The sequence below is a fragment of the Endozoicomonas numazuensis genome, from assembly GCF_000722635.1.
Lineage (GTDB): Bacteria > Pseudomonadota > Gammaproteobacteria > Pseudomonadales > Endozoicomonadaceae > Endozoicomonas_A > Endozoicomonas_A numazuensis.
In genome coordinates, this window is record NZ_JOKH01000003.1 from 318,878 (window position 1) to 338,590 (window position 19,713).

The following is a 19,713-nucleotide window of genomic DNA, read 5'->3' on the forward strand; positions in this document are numbered from 1 at the left end:
ACCGGGTTCATAAAACCTTAAGCATTTCGGATTGACCGGATGAGTAAACATTCTGAAAGCTGCCATTGCTTCCATTGCCACCTTCCTATAGAAGGCACGCCTCCCTATACGGCAGTGGTTGAAGATATCGAGCAGCCTATGTGCTGCCCGGGCTGCAAAATGGTGACTGAAGCCATCATAGCGGGTGGCCTGGACAGTTATTACCAGCACCGAACCGATCCGGGTTTGCAGGCCAATACGCTCAGCAAACAGTTAGAAGAAGAACTGAGACTTTACGACCGGGATGATATTCAGCAGGACTTCGTTATCAGTAACCAGTCGTCTGAACGACAGGCCAGTTTATTGATTGAAGGGATCACCTGTGCGGCTTGTATCTGGCTACTTGAGAATCACATTGGTCTGATTAATGGTGTAGAAAGAGTCAGCGTCAACCTGAGCACCCACGAAGCCCAAATCAGCTGGGATAATGAGCAGGTACCACTCAGCCAGATTCTGATGGCCATCCACCAGATTGGCTACAAGGCATACCCCTGGAGAGCAGATCGCCAGGAAGCCATGCTCAAGGAAGAAAACAGGGTTTCCATACGACGCCTTGCCATTGCCGGTATCGGTACCATGCAAGTGATGATGTACGCCATCGCTCTGTATTCTGGTGCTATCAGCAACGATATGACCGACCCCTATCGCGACCTGATCCGATACGTCAGTGCCCTGGTGGCCACCCCAGTGATCTTTTATTCCGCAGCGCCCTTTTTCAGAGCTGCACTGCGAGATTTCAAAACCCGTCACCTGAGCATGGACGTACCTGTTTCTATTGCCATTGGCGGTGCCTATGTAGCCAGCTTATGGGCTACCGTAAACGGTGGCGGCGAAGTCTATTTTGACTCAGTCTCCATGTTTACCTTCTTTCTGCTGACCGGTCGATACTTTGAGCTTCGGGCACGACACTCCACTTCTCGTGCTGCACGTGCTTTGAGAAACCTGCTGCCATCCAGCTGCCTGAAAAAAGAGGGCAATGATTATATTCGTGTGCCACTGAAAGATTTGAAACCCGGGGATCAGGTCAGAGTCTTGCCGGGCGATTCCATTCCGGCCGACGCGGTCATTCTGAAAGGGAATAGCAGTGTAGATGAGTCCATGCTGACCGGCGAATATCTGCCTATTGCCCGAAGTAAAAGTGAGTCGGTCATGGGAGGCAGCCTCAATGTTGATAACGCCATTGACATTGAAATCACTCATGTGGGTGAAGAAACCCAAATGTCCGCCATTCTCAAACTGCTTAAACACGCCCAACAGGACAAACCTGCCATTGCCAAACTGGCAGATCGTGTTGCCAGTTATTTTGTCGCCTCCGTACTTATTACTGCCACAGTCGTTTATTGGTATTGGTCCGGGGTAGCCGCAGAAGATGCATTCTGGATCACTCTTTCCGTACTGGTGGTGACTTGTCCATGCGCCCTCTCTTTGGCGACCCCAACAGCCCTTACCGCCGCTACCGGCTATCTGCACAAGCTGGGTTTTCTCGTGACCCGTGGCCATGTTCTTGAAGGGCTGGGTAAAATCACTCATATTGTTTTCGATAAAACCGGCACTCTGACTCAAGGTCGTTTAACTCTGGAAGGCATATACCCGGTTTCTGATTGCACCATACCCAATAAAACCCTGCTGGCAATTGCCTCAGCCATTGAAGCTCACTCCGAACACCCCATTGCCAGAGCGTTTACAGCCTCGACAGCGCTCAAGGCAGAAGACGTGGTCAGCCATACCGGAAAAGGGATCGAAGCCCGAATCGGCACACATCACTACAGGATCGGTCGTCCGGATTTCTGCTGTCAGGGAACCATCCCTGCACGCCCAGAGGAAGAAGGCCAGTGGCTGCTGATGTCCGAGAATAACACCCCCCTGTGCTGGTTCAAGGTGACCGACAGCCTGAGACCCGAAGCTTCGACCGTCATTCAGCAGCTCAGAGAAGCAGGCTTTAAAATCACACTGCTCAGTGGTGACCAGGAACCGGTTGTTGCTTCTGTTGCCCAGCAGTTACACATCAGGCAATGGCACTCCCAGGCCAGCCCGGACGACAAGCTGGCATTCATACGCCAGCACCAGGCCAAAGGTGAACATGTTCTGATGGTGGGCGACGGCATAAACGATGTGCCCGTACTTGCCGGTGCTGATATTTCTCTGGCCATGGGCAACGCTTCTGACCTGGCAAAGACCAGTGCCGATGCGGTATTACTGTCAGACGACCTTAGTCGCCTGACAGATGCTTTTGAACTGGTAAAGCGAACCCGAAGGATTATTCGACAGAACCTGGCCTGGTCATTGGGGTACAATATGACCGCATTGCCGCTTGCCGCTGCCGCCATGATTGCTCCCTGGATGGCAGCAATTGGCATGGCTTTAAGCTCTCTGGTAGTTGTCGGAAATGCCATGCGCCTTAACAGAGACCCTATCCCAGTCAGCCCAGATGAACGTTTAGCCAGCCAGAATGCAGGCAGGGAAAATGCGGATAACCTGCAAGACGCAGTAAAGGTATAGTGACGTTATGGAAAGCCTGATCATTCTCATCCCGATAGCCGTTCTTCTGATTGCCATTGCCGTCAGGATTTTTCTGTGGGCTGTCGATAATGACCAGTTTGATGATATGGAAGGCCCCGCCCACAGCATTCTATTTGATGACGACAAGCCGAAAGCACGTCGCCCATCCAATAAAGACTCATCAGAAACAGCACAAGCGCCCAAACAATCATGACCGAAGCGCCAACTCTTCTTGCCGCCATTACTATTGGCCTTTTGGGCGGAACACACTGCATAGGCATGTGCGGAGGCATTACCTCTGCTCTGAGCGTGTCACTCAAGGGACGCTCACAAGCAGAAACCACCTGGCTGATGCTTACTTATCACCTTGGCCGGATCAGCAGTTATGCTCTGGCTGGTTTTTTGCTGGGTTTGGCAGGCTGGTATCTGGGAGATGTCAGCGAACCTCTGCAGATCTCACTTCGATATATTGCCAGTGCCATGCTGATTGCCATGGGTCTGTATATCACCGGTTGGTGGAAAGGCCTGATGAAAATGGAGAAGCTGGGGCAACATCTGTGGAAACACATTCAGCCCATTGCCAGTCAATTACTCCCCATTCGCAACACCCCGAACGCTCTTGCTCTGGGGGTATTATGGGGCTGGCTGCCCTGTGGACTGGTGTATAGCACCCTGATCTGGTCTGCCAGCCAGAACCACCCCGGACAATCAGCCCTGTTAATGGCAGCCTTTGGTCTGGGCACTCTGCCCACTACTTTTCTGACGGGGCTTTTTGCCAGACAACTGACCTCTATCATTCAGGCCAGCCTGACACGAAGCATTGCCGGCATCATGATGATTCTCTTCGGCCTGTATACCATCCCCGGCCCTCATCAGATGTGGGTGATGTCCGTGCTCTCCGTGGGGCATGGTGGTCATTCGATGTAGTCAAATGCGTTACCAGGGCTCCAGCCCTGGCTTGCTGAAAGGCAGAATACGTTTAACCTGATCAGCAATCTCTTCTGAGCTGACCCCCTTCAGAAAGATGTGAGCGTGAGCCAGACCTACGGTTCTTTTATGGGGCGGATTAACATAAACCTGCCACTCCAGAGAGTACTGTCCTTGCAGCTCACCCAGCTTCTCCCTCAACAGGCGCTCTGACTCTTCCCGTAAAAATTTCTCCTGCCAGTCCTTACTGGAAACAAACACCAGCAGGTGAACTACATCCCTTTCCAGCCAATAAGAAAAACTGCTTATCACAAGCCTGCTTTTCAATTTGCAGTGCCCATCACTGCATTCTCGCGCTCGTTCGGGAGACAATTTAAAGATATCTTCCAGAACAGTCGTTTCAGGCGACTTCCCACTCTGTTTCAATTGAGCCAGATAAAGAAGATAACCTTCTTGCTGAATCGGGCTTCGTCGGGGATCCAGCGGGTCTGACTGGATTTCTTCCCAGGTCATCTCTTCTGATCGAGTGACAGCACTAAAAAAAATCATCAGTAGCACAAGACCACAAACACCAATAGCTCTCAAAACCTGCTCTCCCCTATTGAGAAGTAGTCCCAAAATAACGTCCTTATTCAAGTCTGCTCAAAATCCGTTCGGGCTGAGCTTGTCGAAGCCCAATGCCATAACCCTTCGACAAGCTCAGGGCGAACGGAGTCCGGGTGAAACTCGGGAAGTTATTTTGGGACAAACCCTAAGTAAAAACTTTTTATTGGCTTCTATCATAGCTTCCTGATTTGAATCTGCTACCAATACTGCAGTGAATGCCTTGAGATTTGCTGTCCGAGCCCCCTTGCGCCAGCAGACAGGTTTGCGAATACTCCCAGCTCTCGGGCAACCTGTGAAAGCAGTAGAAAAGATAGGGGCGTCAAACATGGGCGCCATGATGGGACTGGTTCCTCTTATCTCTGGTGCAGCAGCCATTGCCCTGTTCTCTGAACCAGTAACCTCCATACTGATATCCGGACTCATCCTGGTCAGCGCTGGCACAGTCATCAGCTCAGGCCTCCTCAACCCACTCCATTTCTTCTACAAGAAAAACATCAGGAAACACCATGCCTTACGTCAATATCAAGATCACCAATGAACAAGTCACCCCTGAAAAGAAAGCAGAACTTATATCAGGGGTAACTCAATTACTGGTCGATGTGCTGGATAAAAATCCGGCGACGACCGTTGTCGTCATAGAGGAAGTTGATACGGATAACTGGGGTATCGGAGGGAAAACGGTGACAGAAATCAGAGGCCAGTAACGAGGGGGGGGCAGCCCCCCTTCCATTCAGATGACAGGCTGTGATCGTTTTAGAATACTGAAACAGTCTATCCCTTCGGGCAAAGTGCCAAACTGGCAGCCCGCTTGCCGTGCAATTCGAGACTGGACAAAAGCTTCTGCAATTTCCTTATTACCTTCACAGATCAAGACACAGGCCTGAAGCGCCAGAGCCATTTTTTCTACCACTGTTCGACAGCGGTATTCTATTGTTTCATGATTCCCAAGCTCTTCGGTCAGAGCCATAAGAAAATTATCATAGGCCTGATAACGACCTTTAGCCTTATCCAACTCGGACAGGTAAGCCTTCAAGACAGCAGGCTCTTTATTGATTGCCCGCAGGACATCGAGGCACTGAACATTACCCGCCCCCTCCCAGATCGCATTAACCGGTGCTTCGCGATAAAGCCTTGGTAAGATATTGTCTTCGACATATCCAACACCTCCGATACACTCCATGGCTTCAACGATCATTTGTGGCGCTCGCTTGCAGATCCAATATTTGCCAACCGCTGTCGTAATTCTTGCAAATAATGATTGCTGTTCGTCATCCAGATGATCAAGAGCAAATCCGACTCGCATACTCATCGCCAGAGCAGCTTCAGATTCAATGGCCAGATCAGCCAGAACATTCTGCATCAGCTTTTGATCATGCAGATTTTTACCAAAAACAGATCGCCCGGAAGTATGGTGAATGGCCTGAGCCAGAGCCGCTCTCATCAAGGCGGAAGACCCAACCATGCAATCAAAACGGGTCATTGCCACCATTTCTATAATGGTTCGAACGCCCCTTCCCTCTTCTCCTATCATCCAGGCTTGAGCCCCTCTGAACTCAACTTCAGAGGACGCATTGGAAGCATTGCCTAACTTGTTCTTTAAACGTTGGATAAAGAATTGATTCTTACTGCCATCATCTCGCCAGCGTGGCAGCAGGAAACACGACAGCCCACTGTCTGTCTGCGCCAGCACCAGAAAGGCGTCACTCATGGGTGCTGAACAAAACCATTTATGGCCTACGATTTCATATTCGCTACCGTTTCCACCTTCGGCTTTAGGATAGGCACGGGTAGTATTGGCCCTGACATCTGACCCCCCCTGCTTCTCGGTCATGGCCATCCCCAGAGTCACACCTTTCTTTTCAAAGTAAGGTACATTACGTTCGTCGTATTGATGAGAAAGTATTCGAGGCAACCACTCTTCAGCCAGCTTCGGTGAGTGCTTGAGAGCAGGAACCACCGCAAAGGTCATGGTCAATGGGCAGCCAGACCCTGCATCGGTCTGAAAATATTGATACTCCATAGCCGCTCTTGCCACCTGGGCCCCCGGGCCGGGCTGCTCCCAGGGCAAAGAGTGCATGCCGGCTTCAATCGCAGCAGCCATCAGTTGATGATAAGAAGGATGAAACTTAACCAGATCGACCCTGTTACCAAAACGATCATGGGTATGAAATTCAGGCTTGTTTTCATTGGCCATAAAACCGGCCTCTAGCAGATCACCTCCACACTGCAGACCAAAACTCTGCAGCTGACTCTTAGCCCAGCCGGCACCATACACACCCACCCAGTACTGAAGGGGCTGGTCGCTGGTATAAGTATTGTATTGCTCCAATGGCGCAGGCTGATTGAAGACCTCATGAGTCTCCGCTTGTGATAGATGCGTGTGAGGGTCGAATCGATCAGTCATGTCAGGTTCGCTTTTATTTTTTGCCAGCAATTCTTATGAGTCTGACGGATCTCCTGAGAGGATTCAAACGCTCACTTGAAAAGTAATATCCCCGACGGGAGATATCACTTCTACTTATATGCAATAGCTTCATGACCCACTTTAATGTTGCACCGCATTAAAGCATTACATCAGCCACTGCCACCAGACAAAGAACCCGGCAAAACCAAACAGGAAGACCATGCCCAGCTGCGCCCAAAAGTTAAGTACTTTTCCAGGACGATGTTCTTCAGGCACCTGCTCGGAAGAGATCAGACGATAGTTAAGCCAGCCAAAAATGGGGGTCGTTAAAAAAGCTGCAATCATGGCAAAGTTCAACATAGACAGCATAGTGCCCGGGAACATCAAAACCACCGTCAGGGCCAGACCCGTCACCACCAAAATCAGTAACGGCTTTTCAGTCTGATCCGTATCCCGCTGCTGCAGATTCAACCAAGCGCTGTACGTAGTTCGACTATAGCCATCAATACAGGTCAAAGTGGAACTGTAAATACAGCAAATAGCAGCGATAATAATTAGCCAGCTACTCCAGCCACCTATGGAAGAGGAGTACATAGAAACCAGCTGTTTGGTAAAGGCTGCACCACTGGCGGCCGGTTCAATACCACTGCCGTGTAATACGGTGGCTCCCATACCAAGGAAAAACAGGGCAAGAATGGCCGTACCCACGTAACCAATATTCATATCAAACAGGGCATCTTTAACACTCAGATGACCACGCTCTTTTTTCTTACTCATACTCCAGACGGAATTCATGGCCGACACTTCAATCGGTGCAGGCATCCACCCCATCAAAGCCACCAGAAAACCAACCGATGCTATGGTCCAGGGGTTGGGGCTCACAAAACCTGCCGGAGCGACAGCCCCCTGACCAAACGCCAGCAGGGCAGCCAGAACGGTCACTACTGACAGCAGAACCACTATCAGTTTGGTGACTCTGTCCACCCACGTATAATGACCCAGAAGAATGATCATCAGACTGATCGCCGCTACGGACGAGACAAGAACCAGGCTGGATACTCCGGGTGCAACCCAGGTCAAAAGTGCTGCTGTCAATCCCATTAATGCTGCAATATTGACGACACCGGCAAAACTGTTCAGCACCAGAAAAAGACTCAACCAGCCTTTACCCAAACGACCATAGCCAGCCATCAGGGACTCCCCTGTTGCTGCAGTATAACGAGCTCCAAACTGGAAAAATGGATACTTAAAGAAATTGACAAGAATAACCAGACCGACCAGCTGCCAGCCATAATGAGCCCCGGCCTGAGTCGATGCCACAATGTGTGAACCCCCAATGGCTGCGGCAGCCACCATAATACCCGGACCTAATGCAGACCATTTACTGCTCTTTCCAGCATCAGCAGAATCTGCCGTTGCTCCCCCGAAAGAAAGGTTATCTGAAGACATACTTTTTTACTTCTTAAAAAAAAGAGTTCTAAAAACAATCTGCAGCTGAGTGCGACTGCTATTTTATAATGACCGGCTTTTTAGTTTACAAATGAATTAAAAATAAAAAATCCAGTAGTATGAATACTATTGAATTGTAAAGCCGATTTACAGTTTCAGTTTGCTTTATAGAGACAATCTCTGATTTCACACACCTCTTCGCTTCCTTATAATTCAGACATTAACTTTCACCCGTTACACTTCGTAAAAAAACCCGCCTTAAATTGCGCCACCTACTTATTGACATATATCAAATATATTTTCTCGCGAAATCTTTAAACTGTTAACAGAAGAATCGGGTCACCCTGCAGTTTACCTGGATAATAACAATTAGGATCCAGCCATATGACCTGTAACCAATTCGAGAGTTAACATGAGTACAGCCCCCATATGGGATACAGGTCTGATTAAAAAGTATGACCTGAGTGGCCCAAGATATACCTCCTACCCGACTGCAGTTCAGTTTCAGGAGGATTTCGATCTTCAGCATTATGAATCCAGTGCCTGGAGAAGCAGTGCTATCAATAACCCGCTGTCGCTTTATGTGCATATCCCGTTCTGCAGCCACGTATGCTACTACTGCGCCTGCAACAAGATCGTCACCAAACACCGTTCCAAAGCCGAAGAGTACCTCGACTACCTGTTTCGCGAGATCGATATGCAGGCCAGCCTGTTCGGTCGTGATCAAAGAGTAGAGCAGCTGCATCTGGGTGGAGGCACTCCGACTTTCCTGAGTCCGGATCAGATTTCTGCGGTGATGGACAAGCTAAGATCCGTGTTTAACTTTGGTTCCCAGAATCATTCTGACTTTTCCATTGAGCTGGATCCCCGTGAAGTGGACTGGGTCATGATGTCCCACCTTCGAGATGAGGGTTTCAACCGCATCAGCATTGGAGTTCAGGATCTGGACGAAAAGGTTCAGAAAGCCATCAACCGGGTACAACCTGAAGAACAGGTTCAATCTGTTCTGGATGCAGCCAGAACCATGGCTTTTAACTCAGTGCATATGGATCTGATCTACGGCCTGCCTCATCAGACAGTGGACGGATTTATGAATACGGTAGATCGTATTATTAATATGGCACCGGATCGACTTTCACTGTTTAACTACGCACATTTGCCACACCGGTTCAAACAACAGAGACGCATCAATGAAGCAGATCTGCCCTGCCCGGAGGCAAAACTGGACATTCTGCACCAGGCTACCGAAAAACTGGTTGAACGAGGTTATGTCTATATCGGCATGGATCACTTCGCCCTGCCCGATGACGAGCTGGCCATTGCCCAGGAAACAGGCACACTGCACAGAAACTTCCAGGGGTATACCACGCACAGTCACTGCGACCTCATAGCAATGGGAGTGTCGTCTATTAGTAAAGTAGGCGGTGTATACACCCAGAATCACGTCAGCATGGACGCCTATCAGAAAGCTATAGACGAGGGTAAACTGCCTGCTTATCGCGGCCTGACCATGAACCGTGACGACGAAATCCGTCAGGCTGTGATTAATGAATTAATTTGTCACTTCAAGCTGGACTTTGCTGAAGTTGAAGAACGCTACGAACTCAAGTTCAGCGACTATTTCTCTGATGCGCTGGAAGCACTCAGGCCTATGGCTAACGATGGCTTGCTTGCTTTGACTGAACAGGGGATTAAAGTCGAACCCAGAGGCAAGATGCTGATCAGAAATATCTGCATGCAGTTTGATGGCTACTTCAAACAACAGATGCAGCAGCAACAAGCGCTCTACTCCAAAGTCATCTGAGAGGTCTGTTTTCTAGCCCGCAACATTGCGGGCTAGAAAGAACGCTGATAGCTTAGCTGCAAACCATCACTGCGACTGCGACTGGAACGAATAGCGGTATAATTCATACTCAGACTGGATCGCTCTGACATTTTGGCATTATATCCAAAGCTCACATACAAACCGGTATCGCTGATATCATCTGTATGAAACTCAGGCGCTTCTTGTTGCTCGAACCCCATCACCCGGTATTGGGTCTTACCGCTCAGAACTGTTTGCTGCTGCCAGCCTATCGATAACTTCAGAGCCGCTGGCCTTTCTGCGTTTTGATCCAACACAACAAAGTCACTGCCCACTCTCACAATCCACTGGTCGAATGACTGTCCACTCACAGCTAACGCCTCATCGGATACACCTTTCTCTCTAAAGCTGCCAGCCTCAGTATGATGATAAAGAAACGCCACAACTGGTGTGACGGTAAGCCCATTCAGCCATTCATCCATATCAATGTCATAACCCAACGCACCATAGGCATTCCATTCGAAACCTGAGCGATGAGCCAACAGACGGTTTCCATCCGAATCCTTGCGCTTACTGCTGTATTGCTTGGTGGCAAAAGAGAGGGCTCCATCAAACTGCCATTGATCTTTTTGCCAGGAAAGGAAAGGCCCAAAATGAATCGATTCGACACGACCTGACCCCAGCTTTTGCTGAAAGCCGGCCGAAGTTTTTCGGGTACCAAACATCATGCCGACAATAGAGTGCTCACTGATCTGGCTGAAAACACCCGCATTCAAACCATAACTGCTGGCATTCATACCCTGTAATCCAGGGAGCGAAGAATAGTGGGACTGGGCACCATAGGTTTGCACAAAACTGTGCCATTGCGCATTATCATGGCTTTGACGTCTTTCGCTGTTTATGGACTGCTCACCTTTGAGCGTACTGCGATCCAGAGCGGCATTGTTTAGAATAAAAGCTTGTCCTGTCCGATAAAAATCAAGTATCTGGCGAAGATCACTCAGCTGACTAAACAAAGCCTGAGCGGAAGCCATTTCAAGATGTCGGGTGGCATTCAAACTGGCCTGTGCAGTAGGCGTAAGATGATAAATGACTTCACCCACCTCAGGTAGAGGTTGATCGATCAGTGACTGCAATTCACGACTGGCCTCGCCTTTCTCAACTTTAATAACAACCCATTTTTCATTAGAATCCTTTTCGGACTCACTCCTGTTTTTAGCGTCTTTTTCCGTATCTGAACTCACCGGGCCTTCACTGGAACCGGGCTCAGGTTTCTTCTCTGTCCCGACAGGTCTGTCTTCACCGCCTCCACCATTGTCATCTTCATTCACCTTAATGGTCACTGCATAAGGCTGGTCTTCCCCAGGGTTGAAGATCGACACGGGTTCAACCACGACCGGTTCGGGTTGATCTTCACTGGTGGAGTATGGGCTGAACAGCCATTGGCCAAGTTTGTAGGAGAGTGTACCCAGCCCCGTTCCAAAGAGAGCTGTGCCACCCGTCACCAGTATGGCTGGATCAATCGCCAATACCGGCACAGGCAACGCAACGGCTGCCAGCAGCATGGCCAAAACCAATGATAATTTGAGTGATTTTCCGGCCATAGTCCTTTTCCCCCCGGAGTACTGATTCAATTCCCTGGGGAGGACTATGACGGATTATTTACTGGATTAGACTAACAACGTTGTTATTTCAACGGGCCATTTCTTCAGGTGGCCTGGTCAAATTTCCTGGCAATTTTGTTCAGTTTCTTCTTCTTACCGTCTAATTCATCCAGCACTTCTTGAGGAAAATGATTTCTATTGAGTTTTTCATGCCTTGCAAGCAAGGTTTGAGCCTCATGAAAGATGGCCTTTCTTTCTTGCTCGTCCATCTCTGCGATGGCTTTTCTCTCATTTTCCTGAAGCTGATCCACACTGGAGGCTTCAACGGTAATAATACTGCCTACCTTTTTATCAATCAGGTCTTCCGATTGCTGCAATATTGGGGTCGCTTCAGTCAGGATTTCCTTGAGAGCCGTAAGTCGAGCGTATTTGAAATGGTTTTTCCCATGCTGTTTCTTGGTAATTTGCTCAATGGGTACCTGCCCCATTGCCATTCTTCCAAGATCAGCTCCCATCGCCCCCCTTGTTTGAGTGAGCAGTTCTTCAACGCATTCAAGATATAACTGGTATTCTTCATCCGCTATGCTGTTCAGTTCGCCCTTCAGCCATTCGGTTACTCCAGAAGATACCTCCTCACCGGTGGCGCCAAAAGAAGAACCATCAACCATTTTATGATTAATCAGAGGAATCACCACGTCATAGCCCATGCGTCCACCCAGCTGCCTGACGATACGCCCTTTACCAAATAGTTTGCAGGCACCGGGCCAGCCAGGTTGCTCAGCAAAAGCAATATCTTTCACCTTTTCCTGAACCTTGGCTTTTATAGTGGCCGGGTTATCTCCCAGCTTTTTGTGGCCAGGCACTTCTTCTCGATACCAGTTGTCAGACAGTTTATTCCCTGAAATAGACTCAATTCTGAATCGTCTGACAAAGAACTTCCTGATGTATTCTTTCCAGGGAGTTTCAGGGTGCGCCTTGATTCTCTCGGCTATGTGGCTGGTCACAGGCCCCAGAGGGTTGAGCTGAGCGGGCCTTTCTCTCTCTTCTTTTAATCTGGCTTCTGCCTCATTAACCTGAACCGAAGCAGGCAATGAATTTTTAAGCTTTACAACTCTTGAGAATAGATCGCCTTTGTTGTCCGACTTTATCAGCCCATAGAGTGGGCTTTCTTGTTCATCACTGCCAAAAATTTCAGCCTGGATATTTTCTAACATCCTGAAAACATCAGGTTTGTTAAACCATTCGCGATACTGTTTTTTTAGCGATTCAAGTTCATTGAATAACGGTTTGGCCCATGCCGAAGACTGAACAGAATGGATATCGTCCTCATTAATTTCATCAAGTTGCTGCTCTAATGCATCCAGGTTCTCCAGAGCGGTCAATACCGTCTGATAGCTGAGTGACTGCGACTGAAGTAAAGAGAACCCCTGCTGCAACTGGCTCAGTTGTGTAAAACCCTGCACGCCATCTTCAGGTCTCAGTTCATCACTGGATTTTGATCGATCGCTGACAGATGCACTCAGCTCTTCATCCAGCACATTATCCTGATCAGACCCCGGCCTTGGAGGGACAGACCCAACGCCCGTCGTTAAGGAAATATCATCCAGTGCACCGAGCACTTCCTGATAACCTACCTCTACTCTTTGTAGACCACGATGCTGCTGCCGGAGCATGGCATTCTCAACCAGATCCGAAAGACTGTTCCGGCTATCCGGTCGGGTAGGATCGTAATCTGGAGAGATACTGCGTTCAAGATCAGGGGGAGTAGTCGCCACTTTGGCGGTCGGTTTAGAAGAAGCCAGGATATCCCCGTCATCCCACTGTAAGCTTGGGAATCCACTGGACGGAAGGCTATGAGAAGGAAGATAACTCAATGCCGAGGGTATGGGGGATGTGGTGGACGTGGTGGATGTGGTGGATGAGGGAGTCCACTCTTTCTCAATATCAACCACCGTAAACTGTTTACGACCCACGTCGTCCATTTTTTCTTGCAGTCGTATCTGGGATTTTTCTATCAGCTCTACCGGACTCAACAGATACTCATCCACTCTGGCTTCCAGGTCTGCTTTATAGTCTTTCATTTCTTTCAAGCTGACTCCCCGCAACTGCAGCTCAGCAATCAGATAGGTTCGCAGGGCCATCACCTCTTTGAAATAAGCCCTCGATCTTCGCCGCTCTTCTTGCAAAGCCAGATGCCAGCTTTCTGGCGCTTGAATGCCGGCCAGTTCAACTTCCCAGTTTCTGTCATCATCTACATCGTCATCCAGACGGGATATATAATCCAGTGGATCGGTCATGAGTGTTTCCAGACCGGAACCGGGGCGGGTTTCATTTTCATCAAGGGTAATGTATTTTTTTACCACATCCAGAATATTCTGAGCATATTCGTCATCAGAAAGGCCAGAAGGGTTGATTTCAGAATTCTGACGAGCACAGTAAACTTTCAGTTCTTTGATCTGTCCGGCATAGTCTTCTGACTTTTGCTGCTCCAGCAACAATTCCTCTCGCAGCTGATCCAGTTCCATGGCGACAGGGTCGGTTTCAACCTGAATGACAGGATGATTTTCCAATGACTTGAGGGTTCGTTGAAACTCTTCAGTTTCTTGCTTCAGTGCTTGCAGCCGGGTTTCTGCAGCCACCAGCTCCTCAGCGAACTTTTCAGCGGATTCGGGCCCACTGCTCTTCTGTAACTCATTGAGTGCTCTGAGCGCTTCAACCAGTTTGACCTGGGTTTCCAGAACCTTTGTCTGACTCTCCACCTCACCGGCTTTTAACAGATAATTCATATCATGCAGCTGTACAACCTGACGTTTCAGCACGGTAATCTCCTGCCCCGTCAGAACGGCCATCTGGTGCCATTCTGACTTCAGCTGAGACAAGGCTAGAGTGATTTCACCGATTTCATTTTGGAAAGTCTCTTCCGCCTTTGCCAACTGAGATTTGAACTCACGCTCCAGCTCTGAATTTCTAGCATCCTCCTTACGGGAAAGCGTCTCAAACTTTTTCCTTTCACCGGCTTCCTGCTCCAGACGTTCCTCGAGGAATATCAGCTGTTTCTCTATTTCCGCAAGCTTCTCCTTGAGCTCCGGCAATTCCTGAACATCGGCCTGAAGCCCTTCCAGAATAAACTCGGAGTCATTCAGCTGCTCCTCCAGGCTTTCAACTTCGCCTTGTGCTTTTTTAAGCTGATCTACTACTCTTTGATGAACTTCATTATCAATGCCTTCCGGTTTTGATCTGATAGCTACAAGTTCACCCGTCAGGGATTCCAGACTGGACTGCAGTTTAGCCCTGGACTCTTCCACTTCTTCCAGTCTTAACCAGCGCTCTTCGGACTCTATCCTGGTGGACGCAAGCTTGACGGAGACCTCATTGGCTTCCTGCTTTTGGACATTCAACTCTTCAGAAACTACTCCAAACTCTTCTTCAACCTGCTTAAGTCGCTCTGTCATCTCACCGACAGAAGAGCTCCTACTGATCAGTTCTTCCTGAAGTTTTTTAGCCAATAGCTGACTTTGTTCGGCTTCCGACTTAGCCAGTCGTATTTCCTTTTGCCAGTTGCTTTTCTTCCAGCCCAACTGCTTATCTGACTGAGCAACCTCTTCCGACAGTGCCTCATTCATGCTTTTGAGTTTTTCAAACTGAAGATTCAGCTTATGCTTTTGATCTTCAACTTTTCTTAGATGCTCTTTGGTACCCACAAGCTCAGCGGTCAGTTGATCCATGTGAGTCATGGCACTGGCTACTGTCCCCTCCATAGTTTGCCTGCGAATGGCTTCGTGTTCTTCATTCAGATCAAGCACCTTCTGCTGGGCTTTATCGAGAGCACTTTGTGTTTCCTGCAACAGATTACGAACTTCCTGAATCTCTTTGTTTCTTTCCAGTATTTCCTGTTTCACCCTATCCAGCTCTTCCCTCAACTGGTGGTTCGACAGCTCACCTGACCTGACTTTTTCATCAAGACGGTTCTGACTCTCCTGCAACAATTTCAGTTCAGTCTCTTTTGCACTGAGCCGACGTTCTCTCAAGACAATCGCATCTTGGTCAGCCTTTTCCTGCTCCCGAATTGTTTGGATCTGCACTTCAAGCTGACCTTTCTCCTTCGCAACCTTGGCTTCCTGCAGCTTCAACCCTTTCATCTCAGCTTCCAGTACTGCTCTGGAAGAGGCCTCTTTCTGCAAATACCTGCGAGTTTCTCCGAGTTGATCTCCCTGAGTCTTCAGCTCATCTTCCACTTCTTTTAAACGCTGAGAGGACTTTAGAGCTTCTACCCAACGAGCCCTGACCAGCTTCTCTTCCTGGTCAAGAAGGTTCACCTGCTCACGATAGAACTTATTCTCTGCAGCTAACTGTTTCGAACTGCCGACCAACTGTCCTTTCTCTTTTCGCAGTTGTCCCAGACTGGATTTCAGCTCCCTGACCTGGGCGCTCTGAGTCGCCTTATCTTTTTCCAGCTGTTCTTCTAATTCATCCTGCAGCATCTGAGTTCTTTCCAGTTGCATTCGAACGGCATTGAGTTCTTCAACGACAACCAGATATTCCCGATGACTTTTATCTTTAGTCTGAACAGCCAGACTGAGCTGTGACTCAAGGAGTTCCTCCCTCTCTAAAGCCTTTTCCAAATTGAGCTTGCTGACATCGGCTTCGCCTGAAGCGATTTTCACCTCCGCCTTCATATCTCTTATTATCTTTTGGGCCTGAAACAACTGTTGTTGAATGTCTTGCTGGGTGCTCTGCGCTTCCTGGAACATCTGCTCGGCGACTTTGAGTTTTGTTTCCAGTGGCTTAACCGTGTCTCTTTGAACGGCTTTATTTTGCAGAATCAATGCCTGTATTTCAGTGGCCTGAAGATTCTTCTGACGCCCGACTCTCTCAATCTCAATATCTTTTTCTTCTATTTTTGCAACCAGTTCATCTGCTGCACTCTGAAGCTCTTCTATTCTCTTCTGAGACAGCTGAAGCGACTCTTGCAGCCTTAGATCCTGTTCTTTGAACTGCTGAAGCTCACTGCCCTTGTCAAAATCCTGCATTTGACTTTTCTTGAGCTCTTCACTCAGCCTGACTACCTCTTCACGCTCTCGCACCACCTCAAGATTGACGCTCCGGTGCTGTTCAGTCAGTTCTCTCAACGCGGTGCCCAATTCTTTTTGTTGGCGCTCTGACTGTTTAAGGACCTCAATTCGAGCCTGCAGCTCCTCAAAATGCTCTTGGCCAATAGCCAGATCCAGCCCTTGAGGGAACAATTGATCGGCCAGCTCTTCTTGACGCTGCCTTTCCAACTCCAGCGCTTCTTCAGACTCGTGAAGCCTTCTGTCCAGATCTTCTGCACGTTCAGACTCCCTTAGTTCCAGCTGCTCGCGAATGATTCTCTGGGGTTGTTCATGGGTAACAACAAAGTCGCTCAACTGACTGGAACGCTTTTCAAGCTCAATGGAGTTAACTCGTAGATAAAACAGGTAGCCCACCCCTGTACAAACAGCTACACCCGCAGCAACGGGCATAGAGACGGTAGCAGCTCCGGCGGCAAAACCACCGGCGACCAAAACACCAGTTCCCTTGGCGATGGTGACCGCTATTCTTCGGCCATCCCAGATCGAACTTTTCTTGAGCCGCGTTCGATGCCCTTCTTCAAGCTCGACACACTCGCTCTCTTCAAGCTTAAGAGCCCTGAGCTCATCGAGCCCAAGCTCACCCTTTCTGGCCATCAGGATTTGTTTTTCCCGAGGAGTAAGGTCGTCGAAAGTCAGACCTACTGTTTCAACGAGTTCCTCAAATGTGCGAGGTTCCGCTTCTTGTACAGTCGGCGTAAATAGAATCCCTGTCACTGAGCTGAGCAGGCTCATAGCGTAAATCTCCTTGATTTACGAAAATGTATTCAGAACAGTTATCGACCATTTTATGAGAAAAATATTTTTCTTTCGCGATAATGATGAATGGCCATCTCGGAACCAGAGGATAAACTCAGTACTTAAATGGCTGTCTGCCATTCAATTGCGACATTCTTACCACGAATTTATCGAAACCCTGTAAGCAATTTCCGAAAAACCCTTAGATATTAAGGGATTACGCTTTAGTCTCGGAAAGCACAGACTTACACTTTAGTGACATTTTCAATAGAATAGGCGCCGATTCCGCCAATACGACTTTGAGGCCACTCAATGACGTCCAAGCCCAATGTACGACAGCCGAGCCATGTGGCCTGTAGAGATTGCAGTCTCAGTTCCCTCTGCCTACCACTGGCATTGAGTCTACAGGACATTGACCAGCTTGATCGCATCATCAAGCGAGGCCGCCCTCTTAAGAAGGGGGAGCACCTGTTCCTGGAAGGAGACCCTTTCACCAGCGTCTTCGCTGTTCGCTCAGGGGCAATCAAAACCTACACTGCCACCAATGAAGGCGAAGAGCAGATTACCTCTTTCTATCTGCCAAGCGAAATATTGGGACTCAGTGGTATGGATACCGATGTCTACCCTGTCTCAGCACAGGCGATGGAAACGACCATGATCTGCGAAATTCCATTTGATCAGCTAGAGACACTGTCGGACCATTTCCCGGAACTGCGCCGTCACATGATGCGCCTGATGAGCAAAAAGATTCGGGAGGATCAGCAAATGATGATGCTGCTCTCCAAGAAAAACGCTGATGAACGCATTGCGACGTTCCTGATCAATCTGGCCAGTCGTTTTCGTCGCAGAGGTTTTTCATCCCAGTCATTCCGTTTATCCATGTCCCGCAATGAGATGGGTAACTATCTGGGACTGGCCGTTGAAACCGTCAGCCGGGTGTTTACCCGATTCCAGAAAAACGGTCTGATTTACGCCGTGGGCAAAGAGATTGAAATCCGGGACCCGGTTCAATTATGCTCGCTGGCCGGTGGTAAGGCTGTAGACATAGAACAGATTATCTCCTCGGTATAAACAGCCCCGGGCAAAGAAAAATATTTTGCAGCAACCTTGAATATAAACAATGGCCAAGCAAAATACTTTTCATGACAATCTCCCCGGAACAGACAATGTCTGCTCCGGTTGTGTGACATCACTTTTAGCCAGGACGAACAGCAAGGCGTAAATATGATCGTTGATGAAGCTTTTCTGAAATCACAGATTAGGACGGTACCTGACTGGCCCAAGCCTGGCATTCAGTTTCGGGATGTCACCACTATATTCGAAAACCCCCAGGCCTGGCGCGCAGTCATGGACAGCCTCATTCACCGTTATATGAATATCGAATTTGATCGAATAGGCGCACTGGATGCTCGTGGGTTTCTAATGGGTTCAACGCTTTCTTATGCTTTGAACAAGCCCCTGATCCTGTTCAGAAAAAAGGGTAAATTACCCTACCATACCGTCGCTCAGGATTATGCACTGGAATACGGTACTGCAACGTTGGAAGTTCATGCAGACACCCTTCAAAAAGGTGATAAAGTCATTCTGGCAGACGATCTGATTGCCACTGGTGGGACTCTTCTTGCTGCCAGCCAGCTGGTCAGCCAGCTCGGTGGACAGACTCTTGAAGCAGCCTCTATTATGGATCTTCCAGACTTGGGTGGCTCCAGGAAATTAAAAGATGCCGGTATCCCTGTCTTCTCTCTGTGTGAGTTTGAAGGGGAATAATCCCCTTCTTTCATGCCCTGCTTGTCACCCTGAACTTTAACCACTTCTTCTGCCGCTAAACAGACAACAACATAAATTCTGCTGTACTTCAGAATTTTTTGGGTGCTACGATAAACTGTGTAATGAAACAGCCATGAACCAGAAACACGGTTCACCCTGATACATTAAATGGCTGTAAAACCTGGAAGAGCTGGGTTTTCAAAGAAAACAACGCTCTAAGGCAAAGGAAAGTCCGATGGGAATTTGTGCAAAGGAGTTGCGCCATTATGTTGTTCGCCCTACCTTAAAGCACCTGAGAATGTGGAGTCCCACTGCAGAAAATCTTTTGCTGGGGACCGCTGCCAGAGAATCTGGTTTGGGTTTTCATCTCAAGCAGGAACATCATCAGGCTCTGGGGATTTATCAAATCTCACCCAGAATGCATCGCAATATCTGGGATCATTATCTGGCTAAAAAATCTGACCTTTCAAGTTTGATTCGGGGACTGGCCAGCCAGAGAGAATTTCTTGCCCATCCGCACCTGGAACTGGCAACCAACCTTTCTTATGCCACAGCCATTGCATGGATGATTTATTATCGTACCGATAAGCCTATCCACAAAGTCCCTCACGATGATGTCCATGCCATGGGTAAGCTCTGGCACAATTACTACCACCGGCACCATCCAGGTCCTGTTGAGAGCTTTGTTGATAGCTATAAGGCGTTAATTACGGATTCTATTGAAATGGAAAAGTCATTGTCAGAGAGTCTGAAGACTCCCTGACGGCT

13 protein-coding genes are annotated in these 19,713 nt (G+C 48.7%); 8 read left to right on the forward strand and 5 right to left on the reverse strand.

Annotated features, from left to right (window positions below; genetic code table 11):
* Positions 1 to 39 precede the first annotated feature (39 nt).
* The 3 genes from GZ78_RS14260 to GZ78_RS14270 are packed head-to-tail and all read left to right on the forward strand — an operon-like array spanning position 40 to position 3,465.
* The gene (locus GZ78_RS14260; RefSeq protein WP_034837301.1) at positions 40 to 2,538 is read left to right on the forward strand and encodes a heavy metal translocating P-type ATPase; all 2,499 of its coding nucleotides are present in this window, start codon (positions 40 to 42) and stop codon (positions 2,536 to 2,538) included.
* Between the two features lie 7 nt (positions 2,539 to 2,545).
* A complete protein-coding gene (gene ccoS / locus GZ78_RS14265; RefSeq protein WP_034837304.1) occupies positions 2,546 to 2,752 on the forward strand; it encodes a cbb3-type cytochrome oxidase assembly protein CcoS in 207 nt (68 codons plus the stop codon).
* On the forward strand, positions 2,749 to 3,465 hold the full coding sequence (locus tag GZ78_RS14270; protein ID WP_034837307.1) for a sulfite exporter TauE/SafE family protein: 717 nt from the start codon (positions 2,749 to 2,751) through the stop codon (positions 3,463 to 3,465). The genes ccoS and GZ78_RS14270 overlap by 4 nt, the downstream gene beginning before the upstream one ends.
* A gap of 9 nt (positions 3,466 to 3,474) precedes the next feature.
* On the opposite strand, the gene GZ78_RS14275 is transcribed toward GZ78_RS14270, so the two are convergent.
* Positions 3,475 to 4,083 carry a hypothetical protein gene (locus GZ78_RS14275; protein ID WP_236631575.1) on the reverse strand — a complete coding sequence of 203 codons (609 nt, stop codon included), beginning with the start codon at positions 4,081 to 4,083 and terminating at the stop codon, positions 3,475 to 3,477.
* A 494-nt stretch (positions 4,084 to 4,577) separates the two neighbouring features.
* Between GZ78_RS14275 and GZ78_RS14285 the strand changes: the two genes are divergently transcribed.
* Positions 4,578 to 4,775: a 2-hydroxymuconate tautomerase family protein gene (locus GZ78_RS14285; protein ID WP_034837314.1), complete on the forward strand. Its 198-nt coding sequence runs from the start codon at positions 4,578 to 4,580 to the stop codon at positions 4,773 to 4,775.
* Positions 4,776 to 4,801: 26 nt separating this feature from the next.
* On the opposite strand, the gene GZ78_RS14290 is transcribed toward GZ78_RS14285, so the two are convergent.
* Positions 4,802 to 6,475, reverse strand: a complete 1,674-nt coding sequence (locus GZ78_RS14290; RefSeq protein ID WP_034838320.1) for an acyl-CoA dehydrogenase family protein — start codon at positions 6,473 to 6,475, stop codon at positions 4,802 to 4,804.
* Between the two features lie 165 nt (positions 6,476 to 6,640).
* Entirely contained in the window at positions 6,641 to 7,924 is a 1,284-nt protein-coding gene (locus tag GZ78_RS14295; RefSeq protein ID WP_034837317.1) for an NRAMP family divalent metal transporter, read from the reverse strand.
* A gap of 412 nt (positions 7,925 to 8,336) precedes the next feature.
* On the opposite strand from GZ78_RS14295, the gene hemN reads away from it, so the two are divergent.
* Complete coding sequence (gene hemN, locus GZ78_RS14300) at positions 8,337 to 9,728, forward strand: oxygen-independent coproporphyrinogen III oxidase (RefSeq protein WP_034837319.1); 1,392 nt, start codon at positions 8,337 to 8,339, stop codon at positions 9,726 to 9,728.
* 32 nt (positions 9,729 to 9,760) lie between these two features.
* Here hemN and GZ78_RS14305 read toward each other — a convergent pair whose 3' ends face one another.
* The gene (locus GZ78_RS14305; RefSeq protein WP_034837322.1) at positions 9,761 to 11,332 is read right to left on the reverse strand and encodes an autotransporter outer membrane beta-barrel domain-containing protein; all 1,572 of its coding nucleotides are present in this window, start codon (positions 11,330 to 11,332) and stop codon (positions 9,761 to 9,763) included.
* A 104-nt stretch (positions 11,333 to 11,436) separates the two neighbouring features.
* Positions 11,437 to 17,175 carry a hypothetical protein gene (locus GZ78_RS14310; protein ID WP_034837325.1) on the reverse strand — a complete coding sequence of 1,913 codons (5,739 nt, stop codon included), beginning with the start codon at positions 17,173 to 17,175 and terminating at the stop codon, positions 11,437 to 11,439.
* Between the two features lie 315 nt (positions 17,176 to 17,490).
* On the opposite strand from GZ78_RS14310, the gene fnr reads away from it, so the two are divergent.
* The 3 genes from fnr (at position 17,491) to GZ78_RS14325 (ending at position 19,708) form a co-directional block, all read left to right on the forward strand.
* The gene (fnr, locus tag GZ78_RS14315; RefSeq protein WP_034837329.1) at positions 17,491 to 18,249 is read left to right on the forward strand and encodes a fumarate/nitrate reduction transcriptional regulator Fnr; all 759 of its coding nucleotides are present in this window, start codon (positions 17,491 to 17,493) and stop codon (positions 18,247 to 18,249) included.
* Positions 18,250 to 18,402: 153 nt separating this feature from the next.
* Positions 18,403 to 18,945 carry an adenine phosphoribosyltransferase gene (locus tag GZ78_RS14320; RefSeq protein WP_034837331.1) on the forward strand — a complete coding sequence of 181 codons (543 nt, stop codon included), beginning with the start codon at positions 18,403 to 18,405 and terminating at the stop codon, positions 18,943 to 18,945.
* A gap of 235 nt (positions 18,946 to 19,180) precedes the next feature.
* Positions 19,181 to 19,708 (forward strand): hypothetical protein, encoded by a 528-nt coding sequence (locus GZ78_RS14325; RefSeq protein ID WP_034837334.1) that lies wholly within the window; start codon positions 19,181 to 19,183, stop codon positions 19,706 to 19,708.
* The last annotated feature ends 5 nt before the right edge of the window (positions 19,709 to 19,713 follow it).